The organism is Microcoleus sp. Pol1C5 (assembly GCF_036701115.1).
Taxonomy (GTDB): domain Bacteria; phylum Cyanobacteriota; class Cyanobacteriia; order Cyanobacteriales; family Microcoleaceae; genus Microcoleus.
The window spans coordinates 14769-31616 of the sequence record NZ_JAUBQE010000062.1 but is presented as its reverse complement, the minus strand read 5'-3'; the positions used below and the strand labels follow the sequence as shown (position 1 = coordinate 31616).

General features: G+C 45.5%; 20 protein-coding genes. 11 read left to right on the top strand and 9 right to left on the bottom strand.

Annotated features, from left to right (window positions below; translation table 11 throughout):
- Positions 1 to 550: 550 nt before the first annotated feature.
- Complete coding sequence (locus tag QUA23_RS26655; RefSeq protein ID WP_333078850.1) at positions 551 to 1822, bottom strand: aspartate aminotransferase family protein; 1272 nt, start codon at positions 1820 to 1822, stop codon at positions 551 to 553.
- 128 nt (positions 1823 to 1950) lie between these two features.
- On the opposite strand from QUA23_RS26655, the gene QUA23_RS26650 reads away from it, so the two are divergent.
- Complete coding sequence (locus tag QUA23_RS26650; RefSeq protein ID WP_333078851.1) at positions 1951 to 3231, top strand: ribulose bisphosphate carboxylase small subunit; 1281 nt, start codon at positions 1951 to 1953, stop codon at positions 3229 to 3231.
- 277 nt (positions 3232 to 3508) lie between these two features.
- On the opposite strand, the gene rbsK is transcribed toward QUA23_RS26650, so the two are convergent.
- The gene (gene rbsK, locus QUA23_RS26645) at positions 3509 to 4429 is read right to left on the bottom strand and encodes a ribokinase (RefSeq protein ID WP_333078852.1); all 921 of its coding nucleotides are present in this window, start codon (positions 4427 to 4429) and stop codon (positions 3509 to 3511) included.
- A 243-nt stretch (positions 4430 to 4672) separates the two neighbouring features.
- Here rbsK and nblR point away from each other — a divergent pair, with 243 nt between their 5' ends.
- From nblR to QUA23_RS26625, 4 genes are all read left to right on the top strand, one after another.
- Entirely contained in the window at positions 4673 to 5368 is a 696-nt protein-coding gene (gene nblR, locus QUA23_RS26640; RefSeq protein ID WP_333037968.1) for a response regulator transcription factor NblR, read from the top strand.
- An 84-nt stretch (positions 5369 to 5452) separates the two neighbouring features.
- Positions 5453 to 5968, top strand: coding sequence for a DUF192 domain-containing protein (locus tag QUA23_RS26635; RefSeq protein WP_333078853.1), 516 nt, complete (start codon positions 5453 to 5455; stop codon positions 5966 to 5968).
- A gap of 493 nt (positions 5969 to 6461) precedes the next feature.
- Positions 6462 to 6674 carry a hypothetical protein gene (locus QUA23_RS26630; protein WP_333093947.1) on the top strand — a complete coding sequence of 71 codons (213 nt, stop codon included), beginning with the start codon at positions 6462 to 6464 and terminating at the stop codon, positions 6672 to 6674.
- A 115-nt stretch (positions 6675 to 6789) separates the two neighbouring features.
- Complete coding sequence (locus QUA23_RS26625) at positions 6790 to 7005, top strand: DUF2949 domain-containing protein (protein WP_333078854.1); 216 nt, start codon at positions 6790 to 6792, stop codon at positions 7003 to 7005.
- Positions 7006 to 7060: 55 nt separating this feature from the next.
- On the opposite strand, the gene QUA23_RS26620 is transcribed toward QUA23_RS26625, so the two are convergent.
- Both QUA23_RS26620 and QUA23_RS26615 read right to left on the bottom strand, forming a co-directional pair.
- Entirely contained in the window at positions 7061 to 8218 is a 1158-nt protein-coding gene (locus QUA23_RS26620; RefSeq protein ID WP_333078855.1) for an alanine--glyoxylate aminotransferase family protein, read from the bottom strand.
- Between the two features lie 78 nt (positions 8219 to 8296).
- Positions 8297 to 8542 (bottom strand): DUF5340 domain-containing protein, encoded by a 246-nt coding sequence (locus QUA23_RS26615; protein ID WP_041623669.1) that lies wholly within the window; start codon positions 8540 to 8542, stop codon positions 8297 to 8299.
- On the opposite strand from QUA23_RS26615, the gene QUA23_RS26610 reads away from it, so the two are divergent.
- On the top strand, positions 8541 to 8729 hold the full coding sequence (locus tag QUA23_RS26610; RefSeq protein ID WP_333037958.1) for a hypothetical protein: 189 nt from the start codon (positions 8541 to 8543) through the stop codon (positions 8727 to 8729). The two genes, QUA23_RS26615 and QUA23_RS26610, sit on opposite strands and share 2 nt — an antisense overlap.
- Before the next feature lie 163 nt (positions 8730 to 8892).
- Here QUA23_RS26610 and trpC read toward each other — a convergent pair whose 3' ends face one another.
- A complete protein-coding gene (gene trpC / locus QUA23_RS26605; protein WP_333078856.1) occupies positions 8893 to 9792 on the bottom strand; it encodes an indole-3-glycerol phosphate synthase TrpC in 900 nt (299 codons plus the stop codon).
- 85 nt (positions 9793 to 9877) lie between these two features.
- Here trpC and QUA23_RS26600 point away from each other — a divergent pair, with 85 nt between their 5' ends.
- Both QUA23_RS26600 and QUA23_RS26595 read left to right on the top strand, forming a co-directional pair.
- Complete coding sequence (locus QUA23_RS26600) at positions 9878 to 10297, top strand: element excision factor XisH family protein (RefSeq protein ID WP_333078857.1); 420 nt, start codon at positions 9878 to 9880, stop codon at positions 10295 to 10297.
- Positions 10282 to 10674, top strand: a complete 393-nt coding sequence (locus QUA23_RS26595) for a XisI protein (RefSeq protein ID WP_333078858.1) — start codon at positions 10282 to 10284, stop codon at positions 10672 to 10674. Before QUA23_RS26600 ends, QUA23_RS26595 begins: the two co-directional genes overlap by 16 nt.
- Before the next feature lie 167 nt (positions 10675 to 10841).
- Here QUA23_RS26595 and QUA23_RS26590 read toward each other — a convergent pair whose 3' ends face one another.
- The 3 genes from QUA23_RS26590 to QUA23_RS26580 all read right to left on the bottom strand — a co-directional run bounded on the left by QUA23_RS26590 (position 10842) and on the right by QUA23_RS26580 (position 13066).
- Positions 10842 to 11246, bottom strand: a complete 405-nt coding sequence (locus QUA23_RS26590; protein WP_333078859.1) for a transcriptional regulator — start codon at positions 11244 to 11246, stop codon at positions 10842 to 10844.
- Positions 11230 to 11529, bottom strand: a complete 300-nt coding sequence (locus tag QUA23_RS26585) for a type II toxin-antitoxin system HigB family toxin (protein ID WP_333078861.1) — start codon at positions 11527 to 11529, stop codon at positions 11230 to 11232. The genes QUA23_RS26590 and QUA23_RS26585 overlap by 17 nt, the downstream gene beginning before the upstream one ends.
- 76 nt (positions 11530 to 11605) lie before the next feature.
- Positions 11606 to 13066, bottom strand: coding sequence for an NB-ARC domain-containing protein (locus QUA23_RS26580; protein ID WP_333078862.1), 1461 nt, complete (start codon positions 13064 to 13066; stop codon positions 11606 to 11608).
- A 215-nt stretch (positions 13067 to 13281) separates the two neighbouring features.
- Here QUA23_RS26580 and QUA23_RS26575 point away from each other — a divergent pair, with 215 nt between their 5' ends.
- From QUA23_RS26575 to QUA23_RS26565, 3 genes are all read left to right on the top strand, one after another.
- The gene (locus QUA23_RS26575) at positions 13282 to 13785 is read left to right on the top strand and encodes a hypothetical protein (RefSeq protein WP_333078863.1); all 504 of its coding nucleotides are present in this window, start codon (positions 13282 to 13284) and stop codon (positions 13783 to 13785) included.
- 33 nt (positions 13786 to 13818) lie between these two features.
- Positions 13819 to 14352, top strand: coding sequence for a hypothetical protein (locus QUA23_RS26570; protein ID WP_333078864.1), 534 nt, complete (start codon positions 13819 to 13821; stop codon positions 14350 to 14352).
- A 200-nt stretch (positions 14353 to 14552) separates the two neighbouring features.
- A complete protein-coding gene (locus tag QUA23_RS26565) occupies positions 14553 to 14813 on the top strand; it encodes a nucleotidyltransferase domain-containing protein (RefSeq protein ID WP_333078865.1) in 261 nt (86 codons plus the stop codon).
- A gap of 361 nt (positions 14814 to 15174) precedes the next feature.
- Here the strand turns inward: QUA23_RS26565 and lpdA are convergent, their stop codons facing one another.
- The gene (lpdA, locus tag QUA23_RS26560) at positions 15175 to 16611 is read right to left on the bottom strand and encodes a dihydrolipoyl dehydrogenase (protein WP_333078866.1); all 1437 of its coding nucleotides are present in this window, start codon (positions 16609 to 16611) and stop codon (positions 15175 to 15177) included.
- Positions 16612 to 16848 lie beyond the last annotated feature (237 nt).

Sequence of the window (16848 nt, the reverse complement as noted above, 5' to 3'; positions counted from 1 at the left end):
TCTATTCTCTCACAATATACAGTTGACGATCAAAGCATTACGAAAAAATTTTGTGACGAGGATTACATATTTTCTCTGTTGAAAGCGAGCCCCAAAATTACTTGAGGATGCAATCGTCGTCACCCTCCCTTCCCACTATAACGGTACTCAGTTGAGTTGGAAGGGCGCGCAATAGTTAAACCACGATTCACACCCAACAGACACTCACATAGCGAAACTAGCACCTGCAATGGCTAATAGTATAATTTTGCGCGCTGCTCTTTAGTAAAATCGCAGTTCAAAACACCGTCAGTCTTTCGGGGCGGGTTTCACAGACAGTTCTAAATTTGACAAACCCGCCCTGACAGACTTGCAGCGGGGCGGGTTTACTTTATACCCCGATCGGACTTAGGCCAAAAAACCGGGCTTCTGGGAAACTATTGGGTTTGGTAACGAGGAATCTCGAAAGAAACCCGGTTTCTGAGGAAGAGTGTGTCCTGGACTAAGTGAGTTATCTAGGATATTGCGCGAGTTTCAGCGCTACAAATAACAAAAATCCACTCCGTAGATTTTACTGTACCGCTTGAGAGCGCAAGGCTGACTCCACTGCCAGCAGAGCTCGATCGACTTCAGCGGCAGTAACAATCAGCGGCGGGACAAATCTCAGCACTTTCGGCCCTGCTGGAACCAACAAAACTCCTGCGGCGATCGCAGATTTGACGATATCAGCGGATGTAAGTTCGACATCAGCTTGCAATTCCATCCCGACAATCAAACCCCAGCCGCGCACCTCAGCAATTAAATGCGGATATGCGGCCGCCAACTTGTTGAGGCCTGCTTTCAACTGTTCCCCGCGCTGCTGCACGTTTTCTAGAAGGTTTTCCCGTTCTAAAGTTTGGCAAACGCACAAAGCTACAGCGCAAGCAAAAGGATTGCCGCCGAAAGTGCTGGCGTGACTTCCCGGTTCAAATACATCGCAGAAAGATTTGCACAGCATAGCGCCGATCGGGATACCGCCGCCCAATCCTTTGGCAGACGTAAAGATATCCGGTTCAATGCCGAGGTTTTCGTAGCCCCAGTATTTGCCGCTGCGTCCCATCCCGACTTGCACTTCGTCGAGAATCAGCAAAATGCCTTTTTCGTCGCAAATTTCCCGAATGCGCTGGAAGTAGGCGAGCTCTCCGGGGCGAACTCCGCCTTCGCCTTGCAGGGCTTCCAGCATAATTGCTGCTACTTGGCGTTCGTCTTTGTCGAGTTGCTCGATCGCACTTTCGATCGCACTAATATCGTTGTACGGCACGTAGTGAAATCCGGGAACCAAAGGGCTAAAACCCTTCTGATATTTAGGCTGTCCCGTTGCCGTAATTGTCGCCAAAGTCCGCCCGTGGAAACTCGCAACAGCGGTAATGATTGTCGGATTCGAGATATTTAATTTTTCGTGGGCGTACTTGCGGGCGAGTTTAATTGCCGCTTCATTAGCTTCCGCGCCGGAGTTGCAAAAGAAGGCTCTGTCCGCGCAAGAATGGTCTACAAGCCACTTTGCCAGCTCGCCCTGTACGGGGATGTAATAAAGATTAGAAACGTGGTGCAGGGTCTGAATTTGCTGAGTTACCGCTGCAATCATTGCTGGGTGGGCGTGTCCCAGAGTGCAGGTAGCAATACCAGCCACAAAATCGAGATATTCGCGGCCCTCGGTATCCCAAACGCGGCAGCCGAGGCCCCGTTCTAGGGCGATCGCAAAACGCCCGTAAGTTGTCATTACATAGCTGTCGAAGCTCTCAGAACTGAAGAGACTGGCTTCGGCTTGCACGTTTGGTTCTTTTAGTAAGGTTTCTGGACTCACGAATCGCTCCTTAACACATAATATTCAGACCTCGATTGTACGGTAAAAATCCAGGTTAGCGGTGCAGGCTGTTAGTTTTGTCATAAAATCATAACAGTAACTTCAATTAATCCCTCACAAATCTACTGATGAGTTATTACATTTCTCCTAACTTTCTCGATAAAGTTGCGGTGCACGTCACTAAGAACTTTTTAAATTTGCCCGGGGTAAGAGTTCCCCTAATTTTGGGAATTCACGGCCGCAAAGGAGAAGGCAAAACTTTTCAAACCGAACTGGTTTTTCGGCGGATGGGCTTTGAACCGGTGATGATATCTGGTGGGGAATTAGAAAGCCCGGATGCCGGAGATCCGGCGCGTTTAATTCGCTTGCGCTACCGGGAAGCGGCGGAGCAAATTCGGGTGCGCGGCGAGATGTGCGCCATTTTTATTAACGATTTGGATGCCGGTGCTGGCAGGTTCGATACTACTACTCAATATACTGTCAATACTCAGATGGTCAATGCGACTCTGATGAATATTGCTGACAATCCAACTAACGTGCAGTTACCGGGAAGTTATGACAGTACGCCGCTGCACCGAGTGCCGATTATTGTCACCGGAAATGATTTTTCTACGCTGTACGCGCCGCTGATTCGCGACGGGCGGATGGAAAAGTTTTATTGGGAACCCAGCCGGGATGATAAAATTGGCATTGTTGGGGGAATTTTTGAGTCTGACAAATTGTCCAAAACCGAGATTGTGGGGTTAGTCGATCATTTTCCCGATCAGGCGATCGACTTTTTTAGCGCTTTGCGATCGCGCATTTATGACGAACAAATCCGCGAATTCATTCACCAAGTAGGAATTGAGCGAGTTTCCAAGCGTTTGGTAAACACTTTGGAAGCAGCGCCCGATTTCCAGAACCCGAATTTCAGCCTCGCTCATTTATTAGAAATGGGCAATTTGATGGTGGGTCAACAAAAGCGGATTCAGGAAATGCGCTTAGTAGATGAATACAACCAATCGCGCCTGTTCAACGTTCAAGGAACCCCCAATTCTCCGGCTGCTGTCCCAACGCAAAGTCAATTAAACGACCCGTCATCGAAATATTATAAGGCTTACGTCGAGCCAACAAGTTCTGAAAGTGGTAACGGTCATGCGGCGCGGCTGAGTTCTGAGGTATTGGAACAAGTAAAACAGTTATTAGCAAGAGGCTGCAAAATAGGCATGGAATATGCAGATAATCGCCGATTTAAGACTGGTTCTTGGCAAAGTTGCGCGACGATTAACAGTGCACAGGAAAAAGATGTGGTTGCATCTTTAGAAACTTGTTTGGCGGAACACGGCGGCGAATACGTGCGGCTGATTGGTATCGATCCAAAAGTCAAGCGGCGGGTAGCTGAAACAATTATTCAGCGGCCAGAAAAGTAGACAAGTAGGGTGCTATGCGGCGCACCTTACAAGTTCCAGTAATGCGCGTTTGGAAAGTTAACGTAGGGTGCTCTTCGGCGCACCTTACCAAAGAAAAATTCACAATTCAGAACCCAGAATCAAGAATGGGTTCTGTGGGACAGGATGGATAATCGAGGTTTAAAGCCTCCGATTTTAATATGAGACAATAAAAAAATATTTCCTTACCGGAACCCCTGACTTCATGCCTGGGGAATTCTGAATTCTTAATTCTGTCTTCTGACTCCTTCTCATAAATTTAAATTAAATTCTGCAAAAATTTATCAAAAGTTGCCCGATCGGGCATAGCACCTTGAGCACCCACTTTAGTTGTGCACAAAGCGCCCGCTGCTGCGCCCCACCGCACCGCCTCTGACAAGGACAGACCGGCATCTAATGCAGAGGCCAAGCCGCCGTTAAAAGCATCGCCAGCGGCCACAGTGTCGATCGCCTCCACAGCAAAAGCCGGTACAAAAAAGGTTTCATCGGCAGTAACAGCAACAGCCCCACGATCGCCCAACTTGACAATAACATTCTTGACCCCACGCTCCTGCAAGTGTTTGGCAGCTACAATCGCTGTTTCCGTGTCATTCACCCGAAAACCGACTAACTGGCCCGCTTCCACTTCATTCGGCGTGATAATGTCAATTAGCGGATAAAGTTCCAGTGGCAAATCCGCCCTAGCCGGTGCTGGATCGAGAATAACTCGCACCCCCGCTTGACGAGCAGCTTTCGCAGCTTTTTGGACAATTTCCAGGGGAATTTCTAACTGTAACAGCAAGGATGTAGCTGCTGTTAACAGTTTTTGAAGACGTTCTATATCTGCTTCACCGACATTATTGTTCGCGCCAGGAATCACAATAATATTATTTTGACCTGTCTCGTCTACGGCGATAATTGCCACTCCTGAATGAGTGTTTTGGTCTATTAATACATTGTCTGTATTTACACCATAAGATTGTAAATTTGTCAATAATTCTTCAGCAAATTTATCGTTACCGACGCGACCGATGATGTGGGTGGAAGTGCCGAGACGGGCGGCGGCGACGGCTTGATTTGCTCCTTTGCCGCCGCCTGCTGTGAAAAAATTGCTACCGATGGTAGTTTCCCCTGGCTGTGGCAACCGGGGAGTTTTTGCTGCTAGGTCGATGTTGATACTGCCGAATACGATGATGCTCATAAATTATTCAATTTTTTAATTGGTAAGCTGTAGCGCATTTAATTTGTAAACTACTTTTTACTTAAACTCTTGTGGGGCGGGCAGGATAGCCCGGGGCGAGCAAGCTTCAATTTAAATGCCAAATAGCTTAATTGGTAATTGGTAATTCTCCCATTCTCCCACTTTCCCCCTCTCCCTCTCTCCCCCTCTCCCTCTATTCCTTAAGACGTGCTAGAACAGTTATGGTCTTCACAGGTCAATTCAATGGCAGCAATTACTCTCGATCGCAATCCCTGTGTCCTGCTAGTTGAAACAGACGAAGTTCTCGCCGGACACTTGAGTCTCGACTTAAAATCCTCCGGCTACGAACCGGTAGTAGCTTCTAACACCGCCACCGGCCAAAATTTAGCCCGTGAATTGCAGCCTGCTTTGATTGTAATTGACCGGATACTTGGCGCTGAGTCGGGGCTGTCACTGTGTTCTTACCTTAGAAGTATTGGCAATCGAGTGCCGGTGCTGCTACTGGTCGGTCGTGATACAGTTGACGATCGCGTAGCTTGTCTGGAAGCTGGGGCGGATGATTATTTTCTTAAACCTTACCGCACTGAGGAGTTTTTGCAGTTGGTGCGCTTGTATTTGCAGCCGGATAACAGCAGCAACGAACAATTGAGGTTTGGCGATTTAGTTTTGGATTTGGCCTCTAGGCGGGCTCTACGCAATGGACGGGCGATCGACCTGACGATGAAGGAATTTGAGCTGCTAAAGTATTTGATGGAACATCCCCGCGAGGTTTTGACTCGGGAACAAATTCTGGAAAATGTTTGGGGTTACGACTTTTTGGGCGAGTCGAATGTAATTGAGGTTTACATCCGCTATCTGCGACTCAAGATTGAAGATGAGGGCGAAAAGCGTTTGATTCAGACTGTGCGCGGTGTTGGCTATGTGATGCGAGAAGCTTGAAGCAGTCAGTTGACTGTTGACTGTTGGCTAGTTCCAATGTCCAATGGTCAATTACCAATCTAAAATCTAAAATCTAAAATCAATATGAATTATTTAGCTACTTTGCTCGGTATTGGAGTAAGTATATTTTTGCTGGGATGTTCGCCGACTTTACCTGTGGCGAATGCTGGTGCTACTGGTATTTTGGCGAATCAGTCTCCGACGGCGAAAACATCGGGTCAAGTGCTGCCTGTTTCTGCTAGAGCTCGGATAGGCGATCGCCCAATCGAACTCGAAGTGGCGAAAACACCGGAACAGCAGGCTATGGGTTTAATGTACAGAACTTCTTTGCCGGATGACAGAGGAATGCTGTTTGAGTTTAAAGCGGCGCGGCGGGTCAATTTTTGGATGAAAAATTGCAAGATTTCTCTGGATATGATTTTTGTCCGGGATGGGGTGGTTGAGGCGATCGAAGTTTCTGCACCTCCTTGTACTGCAGATCCTTGTCCTACCTACGGGCCCGATACTGCTGTCGATCGAGTTATTGAACTCCGGGGCGGGCGGGCTGCTGAACTCGGTGTCAAAGTGGGCGATCGTCTTGAAATCGAGTTTTTTCAGTAAAACTTCGGACTGTTTCAGTAAAACCTGCAGACAGACACAATCCCCCGCTTTCCATCGCCCAGAGAGCCCCCTGCCTTCGGAATACCGGCGAAAATTTAGAAACTTTACAAAAATTGATTAAATCTATTAGAATATTAATGTAAGATTCAGTACAAACACCCGAAGATTTGCTACGATGTCGATCTCAGCCAGTCAGGACTTGAGCTTGTTTCCGGAAGCTGTAGATTGTTGGTCGCAGGTATGAGACGAGTCAGCGACTCGTTACCAATCCTGAGAGACGATACTCAGCCTCAAGGTATAGCAACACGAAAAGAAATTCTCTGGAAGTTCTGACGATCGAGCTAAATCTACTAAACCTATCTAAAGTAATATGCTACGAGCCAAGTTAATTGGCGGTAATTGGCAAACTTAACTTCTGGTAGCAGTTTTGGGTTCGATCGAAATATCTAACTAATTTTGCCGAAGTAGATTTGCGGATTCTGCATTTCGGCAGATGAAGTTAAACTCTGAACCTGGTTTAGTAGTTTTAGGTAGCAGAATAAATTCTGATTCGCGCTGCAAAGATGCCGAGGTATTCAGTTTAAGTTCGATCGCGATCGCAAGTCGATCGGGCCGACATCAGCAAAATTGCAAAACCTTTCACTTTTTGGGAAAGGTTAGCTTGTGCGCTCGCACTCAGCATTACGTTTGGCAGTTCAAGCGTTAATAGCGTTTTAAAAGCTATCGACGGTAACAAGACAAATTTAAAACTGGCTTATTACTCATCAAAAACATCAGGTTCACATCAGAAAATGGTGTCCTATACTTAGAGGTGAAATCACATGGCACCCGCTAAATACACTCGATTAATTCGATTTTTACAAGAAGATTTGGCAATTTCGCCCGCGTCAATTGCTGTCGCCGAACGTGTCGGCGATAACAAACAGCGGCAGCGCGATAAAGACCCGAATTCCTTGCCGATGGTTCTGTGGCAATACGGTTTAGTCACTCTCGAACAGTTGGATAAAATCTTTGATTGGTTATCCGAAGCATATTAAAAGGATTTTAGATTTTAGAGAGTATCAAAAATCCAAAATCCTTTAACAACTGAGTTTAGGATTCAGCCAAGAACTTCGCAGCAGCGGCAACGCCGGCACCAGGAGTGTAGCCTTCATGACCCAATTCTCGCAACACGACTTCTAAAGAGGAAATTGCTGCTAGAATATCGCGATCGCACACAAAGCCCAAATGACCGATTCGGAAGATTTTACCTTTCAAATGGTCTTGTCCGTCGGCGAGAGCAATGTCAAATCTCTTTCTCATCAAAGTCCGCACTTTTTGAGCATCTACGGATGCTGGCGGCATAACCGAAGTAATCGCAGGGCTGGCGGCATCGTCAGCAGCAAACAACGGCAAACCTAAAGCTTTTACAGCAGCGCGAGTAGTTGTCATTAAACGTTTGTGTCGCGCGAAAACATTTTCCAACCCTTCTGTTTTCATCATCTGCAGCGATGCTTGCAGGGCGAAAAACATATTGACAGGGGGAGTAAAAGGAGTGGTATTTTTGGCAGCGTCTTTGCTATATTTACCCAAATCCAAATAATAGCGGGGCAGTTTCGCAGTTTTGTAAGCTTCCCAAGCTTTGGGACTGACGGCCACAAAACCCAAACCAGGAGGAATCATGTAAGCTTTCTGAGAACCCGAAGCAATGACATCGATTCCCCAAGCGTCCATCGGAATATTGACAGCGCCTAAGCTAGTGACGGCATCGACCATAATTAAAGCTTCACCGTGGGCTTTAACGTGGCGGTTGATGGTTTCGAGGTCGTTGAGGACGCCGGTAGAGGTTTCCGAGTGGGTGATGATGACAGCTTTGATTTGCTTCTCTGTATCTGCTTCGAGTTTTTCGCGGAAGTGTTCGGGGTCTAAAGGTTGGCCCCACTCGGCTTTAATAATTTCGGCGTTTAAACCGTAAGCTTCGGCGACTTCGGCCCAACGTTCGCCAAATTTGCCGTTAGTGCCCACTAAAACTCGATCGCCCGCACTCAGGAAATTAATTATCCCAGCTTCCATCGCGCCGGTACCGGAAACGGTTAAACTCAGCACGTCACTTTTAGTTTGGTGCAGCCATTTCAAATTTTCGGTACATTCTGCAAAAATCCCGTCAAATTCCTTGCTGCGGTGGCCCATCGGGTGTTTTGCCATCGCTAACAAGGCCGCTTCAGGTACCGGCGTCGGGCCGGGAATCATCAGCATTAATTTGTTGTCCATGATATTGTCCTAAGTTTTTCTGTGGGAGTTATATAGAATAAATCAAATACGATACGTCACGTCGCTACTCTAACTTTTTTAACTTTTAACTCCCTTGTGGTTAATTTCATTTAGAGACCAGCGGTGTTCTACCGCTAAGTTCGATCGCTCGCAGCTTTGTTCTAATTGCTTTTGAATGGCAAGGGCTTTACGCAGTGTAATAATAAGTTGGTGCACTTGTTGCTGCTGCGGCGATTGTGGACTGACAGCAAACATCGTTTTGCGTTCTAACAATTGAAGTAGCAATTCATAATGAATGTACGAAGGAAGGGGGATTGGCTCCATGAAAGCTAATATACCTCAGCGAACCGATACCCCATTGCAATTGCATGAGGCATCACAGGTGAACATTAGATGCCCGATTTTTTATTTGTTTTCTAACCGTACAGCAACCCCTGCTTTGCCGATAGAATATTCGGGGCTGGGTGCGTTGGACACGCTAAATTTGGCGATCGACCCGCTTACAGAATAGATTTAATTGCTTTCTGGCAAAATATTTCTATGCAATATAGCTTTGAGTGCTATTTTTTTTACAGTCAAGCGCTTGAGTCGATGCAGGCTAGAAATTCTCATTATTTACCTACTTAATCATTTTTTATCAGAATTAAGGGTGGTTTGTCAAGCGGTCTCGCCTTTCACAGGCTCGGAGGGCGATCTGCCAGCGAGGCTAAAGCTGCACCCGGATCGGGCTGTTTGACTAGGGATTCACCGATGAGAACGGCTTGGGCGCCGGCGCTGGCAACTTGATTTAAGTCGTCGGGAGTGTGGATTCCTGACTCGCTGACGATGAGGATGCCTTTTGCTTGGATTTCGGTTTGTCGATCGGCTAATAGTTGAGTGGTAGTTTCTAGGCTGACGGAAAAGTCTGCTAGGTTGCGGTTGTTGATACCGATTAGGTTGACGCCTTGTAGGGTTAATACTCGATCGAGTTCTTCGAGAGTGTGAACTTCTATCAAAGCTGTCATGCCCAATGTCTTGACAATTTTCACAAAATATTGTAAGTCTTTGTCAGATAGAATGGCTGCGATTAACAATACAGCATCCGCGCCGTGAATCCGGGCGAGATAAATTTGGTAGGGATAGATAATAAACTCTTTGCAAAGTAAGGGTAAATCGACGGCGGCACGGATTTTAGCGAGGTTGTCGAAGCTGCCTTGAAAGAACTTTTCATCGGTGAGTACGGAGATGCAACTGGCGCCGTTTTGTTGGTAAGCTAGGGCGATCGCCACTGGGTCGAAATCTTCGCGAATTACGCCTTTGCTGGGAGAAGCTTTTTTAACTTCGGCGATGATAGCGGGTGTGGTTTTACCGTTTTTAAGGGCGGCAAGAAAGTCGCGAGTTGGCGGTGCAAAGGGGAGTTTTTTGTGAAGTTCGGATAAGGGAGTGCGATCGCGTTTTTGGGCGACTTCAGCTTCTTTTTGCCAGACGATTTCTTCGAGGATGTGCTGGGGTTCGGCGTCGGGTACGGCGATTTGGTAGCTGAGGTAGAGGACGGAGACGGATGTGCTGGGGGGACGGCGACGGATTTGAAGCATGATAGGCGGATAAAGGGCGATCGTAACAAGTGTCAACGTATTATATAATGGTTACAGTAAATCCTCCTAGCCTGAGAGCTAATGCGTGCCAGCTAAAGATATTTATCACGATACAGTTAAGCGTGCCTTACAAAAGGATGGCTGGATAATTACTCACGATCCATTTCCCCTGCAAATTGGTCGCAAGCGTTTATCGGCAGACTTGGGTGCAGAGCGTCTAATTAATGCCGAAAAAGGAACCCAAAAAATTGTTGTTGAGGTCAAGAGTTTTGTGGGACGATCGGATGTAAAAGATTTGGAGCAGGCTTTGGGGCAGTACATTCTTTACCGCCAAGTGCTTAATGAAATGCGGAGCGATAGAAGTCTCTATTTGGCAATTTCTCAACCAACTTTTAATAGCGTATTTACCATAGAATTAGGACAAGTGTTATTAAAAAATCAGATTGTAAAACTGATTGTTTTTGACGATCAAAGTGAGGCGATAGTTCAATGGATACCCGATTAAGATACCAAGAAATTATCAAAACCCTACTGCAAGAACACGCCAACTACCGCGCTGCCATACCGGACGGATATAATTCCCAAGTTCTCTTTGATGATGAACGAGGAAGCTACTTAGTCTTGGATATTGGTTGGAATGAGGACAAATACCTTCACGCCACACCCATTCACATCAATTTAATCGGCGATAAAATTTGGATTCAATATGATGATACCGAAGAAGGAGTGGCGACTGATTTACTTGCAGCAGGTATTCCTAAAGAAGATATTGTACTCGGTTTTCGACATCCTAATGTGCGGCAATATACTGAATTTGGAACTGGTTTGAGCGAGAAAGATGAAGAGAGTGTTGCTGAATCGGCTGCTGTGCGATCGGCCTAAAATGCCAGTTGACAAAACCCGACAGCAACAAGGGCTCAGATTGCTCGCAGGAAGTTTTTTAAGAAGAGGTGCTGGGGGGAAGGCGGCGGATTTGAAGCATGATACGGGGATAAAGGGCGATCGCCACAAGTGTCAATCTATTATTATGATAGAAGTTTCTATTACGATTAATCAAACAGAAACAAACCCGGATTTACATGAAAAAATTTTCCCAAAGCCTCAGCTTGTTTTTTGCTAATTTCTAGCTGACCGTTAACGATTTCAGTTACCGTCTCAACTGTGCCAATAATTTCTACCAAATCTGCTATTTCTAAACTTCTAGCATCCATCAAATGAAGAAGTCTTGAGTGGGGACTTGAAGCATTCAGTTGATAGTGAGTTTCTTCATAATCCTCAATTAGTTTGACTAAAAGTTCTAACAGAGTATCTTCTTCGGGAGTTAGATTTTTCCGACAGAGCAAGTTTTCAACTATTTCTAAAAAAGTCTCGTTTTCATCTTCATTTTTGATGATTCGAGGTTGATATTGAGATAGCAGGCTGCTGTACCTGTCGGAGTCAAAAGTAAGGGTCATTTTTCCAGTTGTCTTTTTCATATTCTGCGTGAGTCAAAATGTACTTGATATAAACCATCTGCTTTTGATAGTTAAGACTTACGATTAAGCGATATTTATTTCCTTTGATGTTGAAAATTGTAAAATTTCCAACGGCTTCAGCTTGAGGATAAATAGTTTGAACTTCAATAAGTTTAGTCCAGTTGGCTTGACTAGCAATCTTGTACCAATCATCGAGGGCTTCGCAGGAATCAGCATGATTTTGGCAGTAGTCTCTTAATTTTTTGCGACTGATAACGTGCATTGAGCGATCGTTCAGGTGTTTTGCAGATACCTAATTCTATAAAATTTAAGTGCGAATGGCTAAAACCCCAATTTTACTAAAAGGGCGATCGGGCTTCTTTTTCTATGTTTGGGCGGGAATAGTTAGTTTTGACATACTCTTTTAGTACCGGTGCAAGGGTAAAAAATGTGCGATCGCGCTCCGGGATTTTTTCAACTAATGAGCGCCGTCCCAAGGATTGCATAACTTTCAAAAATTGCGATCGAGATAATGGCAGATTATCGGGCACTTTTGAGAGGGAAACTGGCGCGGTTTCACTCGCTAGCCATGACATTACCTGTTTTTCTGACTCGGATAAACGATTAAATGGGTTATTCAGTAATAATTCTAAATCACCTAAAAATAGTGGATCGTCAGACAAAAATTCCGATAGGCTGCCGTTAAATAAATCTTGAATCATTGTAGCAACTATTTTTAACCACAAGGGATTGCCTCTGTATTGTTCAATTAGTTCTGACCATTTTTCATGTTCAGCTAAACCTTTTTCTCTAAGGATTTCCCCCGCTTCAGCACCTAAACCATTCAGTTGTAATGAGCGAACTGGCTGGTTGCTACCTTCTAATGCGGCGATTTCTCTAGGCTTTTCCGAACTGAGCAACACTAAACAACTATTGTGAGATAATTCTCCTACTTGTCTGAATAGTGTGCCGTAATCTTCGTATCCAAGTTGGTAATTACCAGCGAGTTGTCCGCTGCTGTTTATCATTTGTACGTCATCGAGTATCAGCAGACAGCGGTATTTTTGCAAGTAATCCAGTAGGGGCAATCCCCCTGTGGTTGCCCCATTCTCTGGGACAACCACGCCATCGGCATTAGGGGCGGGCACGGGGGCACCGCCCCTACAGAAGAATTGAATTATATTTGTTTGAAGTATTGAGAGGGGTGGAGATGTCGCGAGACTTCGCCAGATGACGAAATCAAATTCATCTTTGATTTGTTGGACAAGTTGTGCGGCGAGTGCGGTTTTGCCAATGCCGACTATGCCGGCTATGCCCAGTAGGCTGGTGTTTTCGTGGAGAATCCACTGTTTGAGGGTGGCGAGTTGGGATGTGCGATTGTAGAAAATTCCCGACTTAGGCATTTCAGCTAAGAATTGACGCAATTGTGGTTCAGTGTTGCCTTTGTTTAGAGGTTCTTCATCGGTGGGTGAATTGGGGACTTTTGGGGACTGTGAATTATTTTCACAGAAGTTGACTTCACCAATTTGTACAATATCTTTATTGAAGTTCCAGAGATTTGAGAATTTTACTTGCTCCAATCTGACTCTAAAGTTTCCTTTATTGACTTCTTCGCCTAATACTTCTGATAGTAGCTTCCATAATGCAGAGGCAATATCTTTAATGTGACCTTCACTACAGTGAGATTCATCTGCTATTTTTGAGTATTTCTGACCTTGTAAAGTTCCCCGCAGTATCCTTTCTTGCAGATTGTCTAAGTGTTTTCCCGTATTGATAAAAACTAGGTCGTCGGCAAGTTTTAAGACTTCTTGAACGTCCATAGGTCGGGTTGATGCTGGGGTTTTGCCTATTATATCCTACTCGATCCGACTTTTTCCGACCCGATCGAGTTTGTCCAGCTTTTTCTGGCGTGGGTAAATGGCAAATAATATAAAAGTGCCTACTTGAGCCTACTTTTTCCGACTGGACAAGACTGAGATTTTATAGTGACAATCATATTTAAGAGGCACTATTATAGCTTTCCCATAGGAAAAAAATGACTGCACAAGCATTATCCCTCCCCCAAGCAAACTTAAAAATGGCTCTCTGGCAAGTAGATGCCGATTCAATGAGTAGTAGCGAGTTGTATGTCTGGTTAAATGATTGCGGCTTGCCCCACGAAGTCACCATCAGATTGCACGAGTTAGCTAGCTACACGAAAAAAGCTGGTAACAAAGTTTTGGCTGTAGGGAAAATTGTTCTGATCAAAATTATCGAGTTTGTCAAGGCACATCCTAATTTAGCTACTGGCATTGCTCTAGGAGCTGCTGTGGGGCTATTGGCAAGTTCAGTACCAATTATAGGCCCAGTGTTAGCGCCATTGGCAGCAGTGCTAGGTATAACTGTTGGTGCGATCGCTGGACATAGACTAGATCAAGGCTACCGTCAAGTAGATGGCATAGTTGGAGTAACACAAGACTTTATTCAAATCGCCCAATTGTTTTTTCAACTAATGATTGATGTTTTTAATGCAGTTTTTAGCCACGTTATCACTGCTTAAATAAGAAAATTTGAAACACTCAGGAGGCTTAATATGTCAGGAAATAAAACCCTAACTAAGGAGCAAATCCTTAAAGCGATCGAGCAATTGGAAAAAAATCCTCATGATAAGCTAGGAATTTTAGCTGATATTGGGATTGGTGTGGTAGGTGCTGGTGCTGCTGGTGCTGCTGTTGCGGCTTTCGGCGGTACATCCATATTGTTTGGGCTAGTAGCCGTTGCACCCCCAGTAGGATTGGTTGTTGGTGGTGCAGCATTAGGTGCAGCAGCTCTCGTTGGAGCAAAGAGGATCTTTTTTGATGGCACTTTCAACGAAGGGAAAAAAGCAGAAATGCTCCAACAGCTCAAAGAACAGCTAAGAGAGGTTGAAACAAAAGAAAGGGCATCTAAGCTTGGAGAGAGTGACAAGACAAAATTTATTGTTTCTTTGAAAGAACCAGTTAGGCTTAATTTAATTAGCCCTAAAGAGGCTCAGGATTTAATGAGGGCTATCGAAAGTGGTCAAATACCTATCAAGGAAGCTATTAATATGGTCAAGGCTATAATTGAAGCAGCTCAACTCCAATAGTCTTTAAATCCATGACCTAAAAATGCTAGACACAGGCTATGTTGCTCTGGTATTTCTGAGAATTGACTTAGCTGCTGAAAAAGCGATCGCCCTTCTATTATTGAAGTGCGATCGCTTTTTTTTTGAGTATCACTAATTCTGTTTCTCCCAGACCCTAGGGAAATTTACCGCTTTGACAACCATTGATGAGACAAGCTATTGTGAGTAGGAGAAAATCGGAGTGGGATATTTGGTATAACGAAACAATCCCGATCGCCCTCCAATCATTTACTACAAATATGAGCATTAACGATAAACTTAAGAACATACTGATGCAATTACGATCGCACTTCGAGCAACTCTACGGCGATCGCCTCACCCAAATGGTGCTCTACGGTTCCCAAGCCAGAAGCGATGCACGCCCCGACTCTGACATTGATATTTTAGTCGTCCTCAAAGGGCAAGTAAACCCAGGCGAATAAATTAAAAGAACCAGCCACATTCGAGCCGATTTGTCGCTCCAAAATGATGAAATCGTTAGCTGTCTGTTTATGGACGAACAGCGATTTACGCACTATAACGGGCCTTTATTGCGGAACATTCGCAAAGAGGGAATGTCATTTCTCAATAAGCCTTTTACGGGCGGGCAGGATGCCCACCCCACAAAAAAACTTACTCTTTGTGGAACAGGCATCTTGCCTGTTCTGGAGAATGCTAAAAGATGCAATTGCGAGCACTTTCATCACCTTTAACTTGCTCTACCACTGCCCTAAAACAGAATACCGAAATCCCCGACTTACTCAACAAGTCGGGGATATAAAACAAGAAAACAGCCCCTACAAATTAATGACTTCCCGCTCCAGCCGCCCGTTTAAACGCCTCATCCAACACTTCCGAAAGCGTCGGGTGAGTGTGAACTCGGAATGCTAAATTGTTAACAGAATCGCGCTGGGCGATCGCATTTGCCGCCTCCTGAATCAAATCCGAAGCATGCAAACCGAAAATGTGAACTCCCAACAACTCCCCAGTATCTTTCCGGTAAATCACCTTAGCCATACCGTCGGTTTCACCCTCCGCAATAGCCTTAGAATTTCCCTTAAAATAACTCTTGACAGAACCGACCTCAAACCCTTCAGTTTTTCCTAACTCTTTGGCAGCAGGTTCAGTCATCCCCACATAGCTAATTTCCGGGTGAGTAAACGCCGCCGCCGGGATACTCAAATAGTCAACTTCGCGGGCACGGCCACAAATATTTTCCACCGCAGCAATTCCCTGAGCAGACGCAGAATGCGCTAACATCATCTTGCCATTAACATCGCCGATCGCCCACAAATTTTGCACCGGTTCTCCCGCTGCCAAAACCTGCATCTTATCGTTAACTGGGATATAACCGCGCATCGTTTCCACGCCAACAGTTTCTAACCCCAAATTCTTGCTCACCGGCACCCGACCAGTTGCTACCAAACAAGCATCTACTTCCAAAACTTCGACAACTTCCTTCGTTTTGAAATCAGCTAATTCAATAATTACTGGCGAACCAGGAATAATCTTCTTAGCCAAAACACCCACTTTTGTTTCAATATCGCGGGGTGCAATTAACACTCGTTCTGCCAACTTAGCAATATCCGGGTCAAAAGTCGGCATCAACTGATCTAGAGCTTCAATCATCGTAATTTCGCAGCCTAGGGCCGTGTAAATATCCGAAAACTCCAAACCGATATAACCGCTGCCAATAATTGCGATCCACTTCGGCAGCGATTCCAACCTAACAGCATCGTCGCTGGTAAATACAGTTTTGCCGTCAATTTCTATCCCAGGGGGGACGAAGGGAACCGAACCAGGAGCGAGAATAATATCCTTGGCGGTAATAGTTTTCTCGCCTTTATCGGTTTCGATGGTAATTTTTTGAGCACTGGCAATTTTGCCCCAACCTTGGATGACATCCACGTTCAAACGTTTGAGGCTGTTGGTCAAGTCGCCGCGAAGTTTGCTAACAATAGTATTAGCGTGATTGGCGATCGCCCCGCGATCGAAATCCACACTACCCAATTGAATTCCCAAAGTCTTCAGGTGGTGGGCATTCCGCAAATCTCGCACTCGCCCCGAAGCCGCCAACAGCGCCTTCGAGGGAATGCAGCCGCGGTTGACGCAAGTCCCCCCCATGTCCCCCGCTTCGATAATTGCCACTTTCAGCCCGCAGCTAACCGCGTGTATGGCCGCGCCGTGTCCGCCCACGCCAGCGCCGATAATTGCTAAATCGTAATCAAATCCCTGAGTCACCTTAAAATCTCCTAATGCCTTTGAAATCTTAGGACTCAAGCAAAAAACACCGTCTCTCCGTCCTTTCGAGGTGGCGCGTTGCCATCGCAACCCTTGAACAGCGGTAATAGTTGCATAAGTCCTGTCTCCTTATTCTCGACTAGACTAGGGTTAATTAGACAACGAAAGAGCCCTAACTGAGATTTTTTCAGGGTCGATGATTTGGAGCTGGGTCTACACAAAGTCTCAAATCACTCA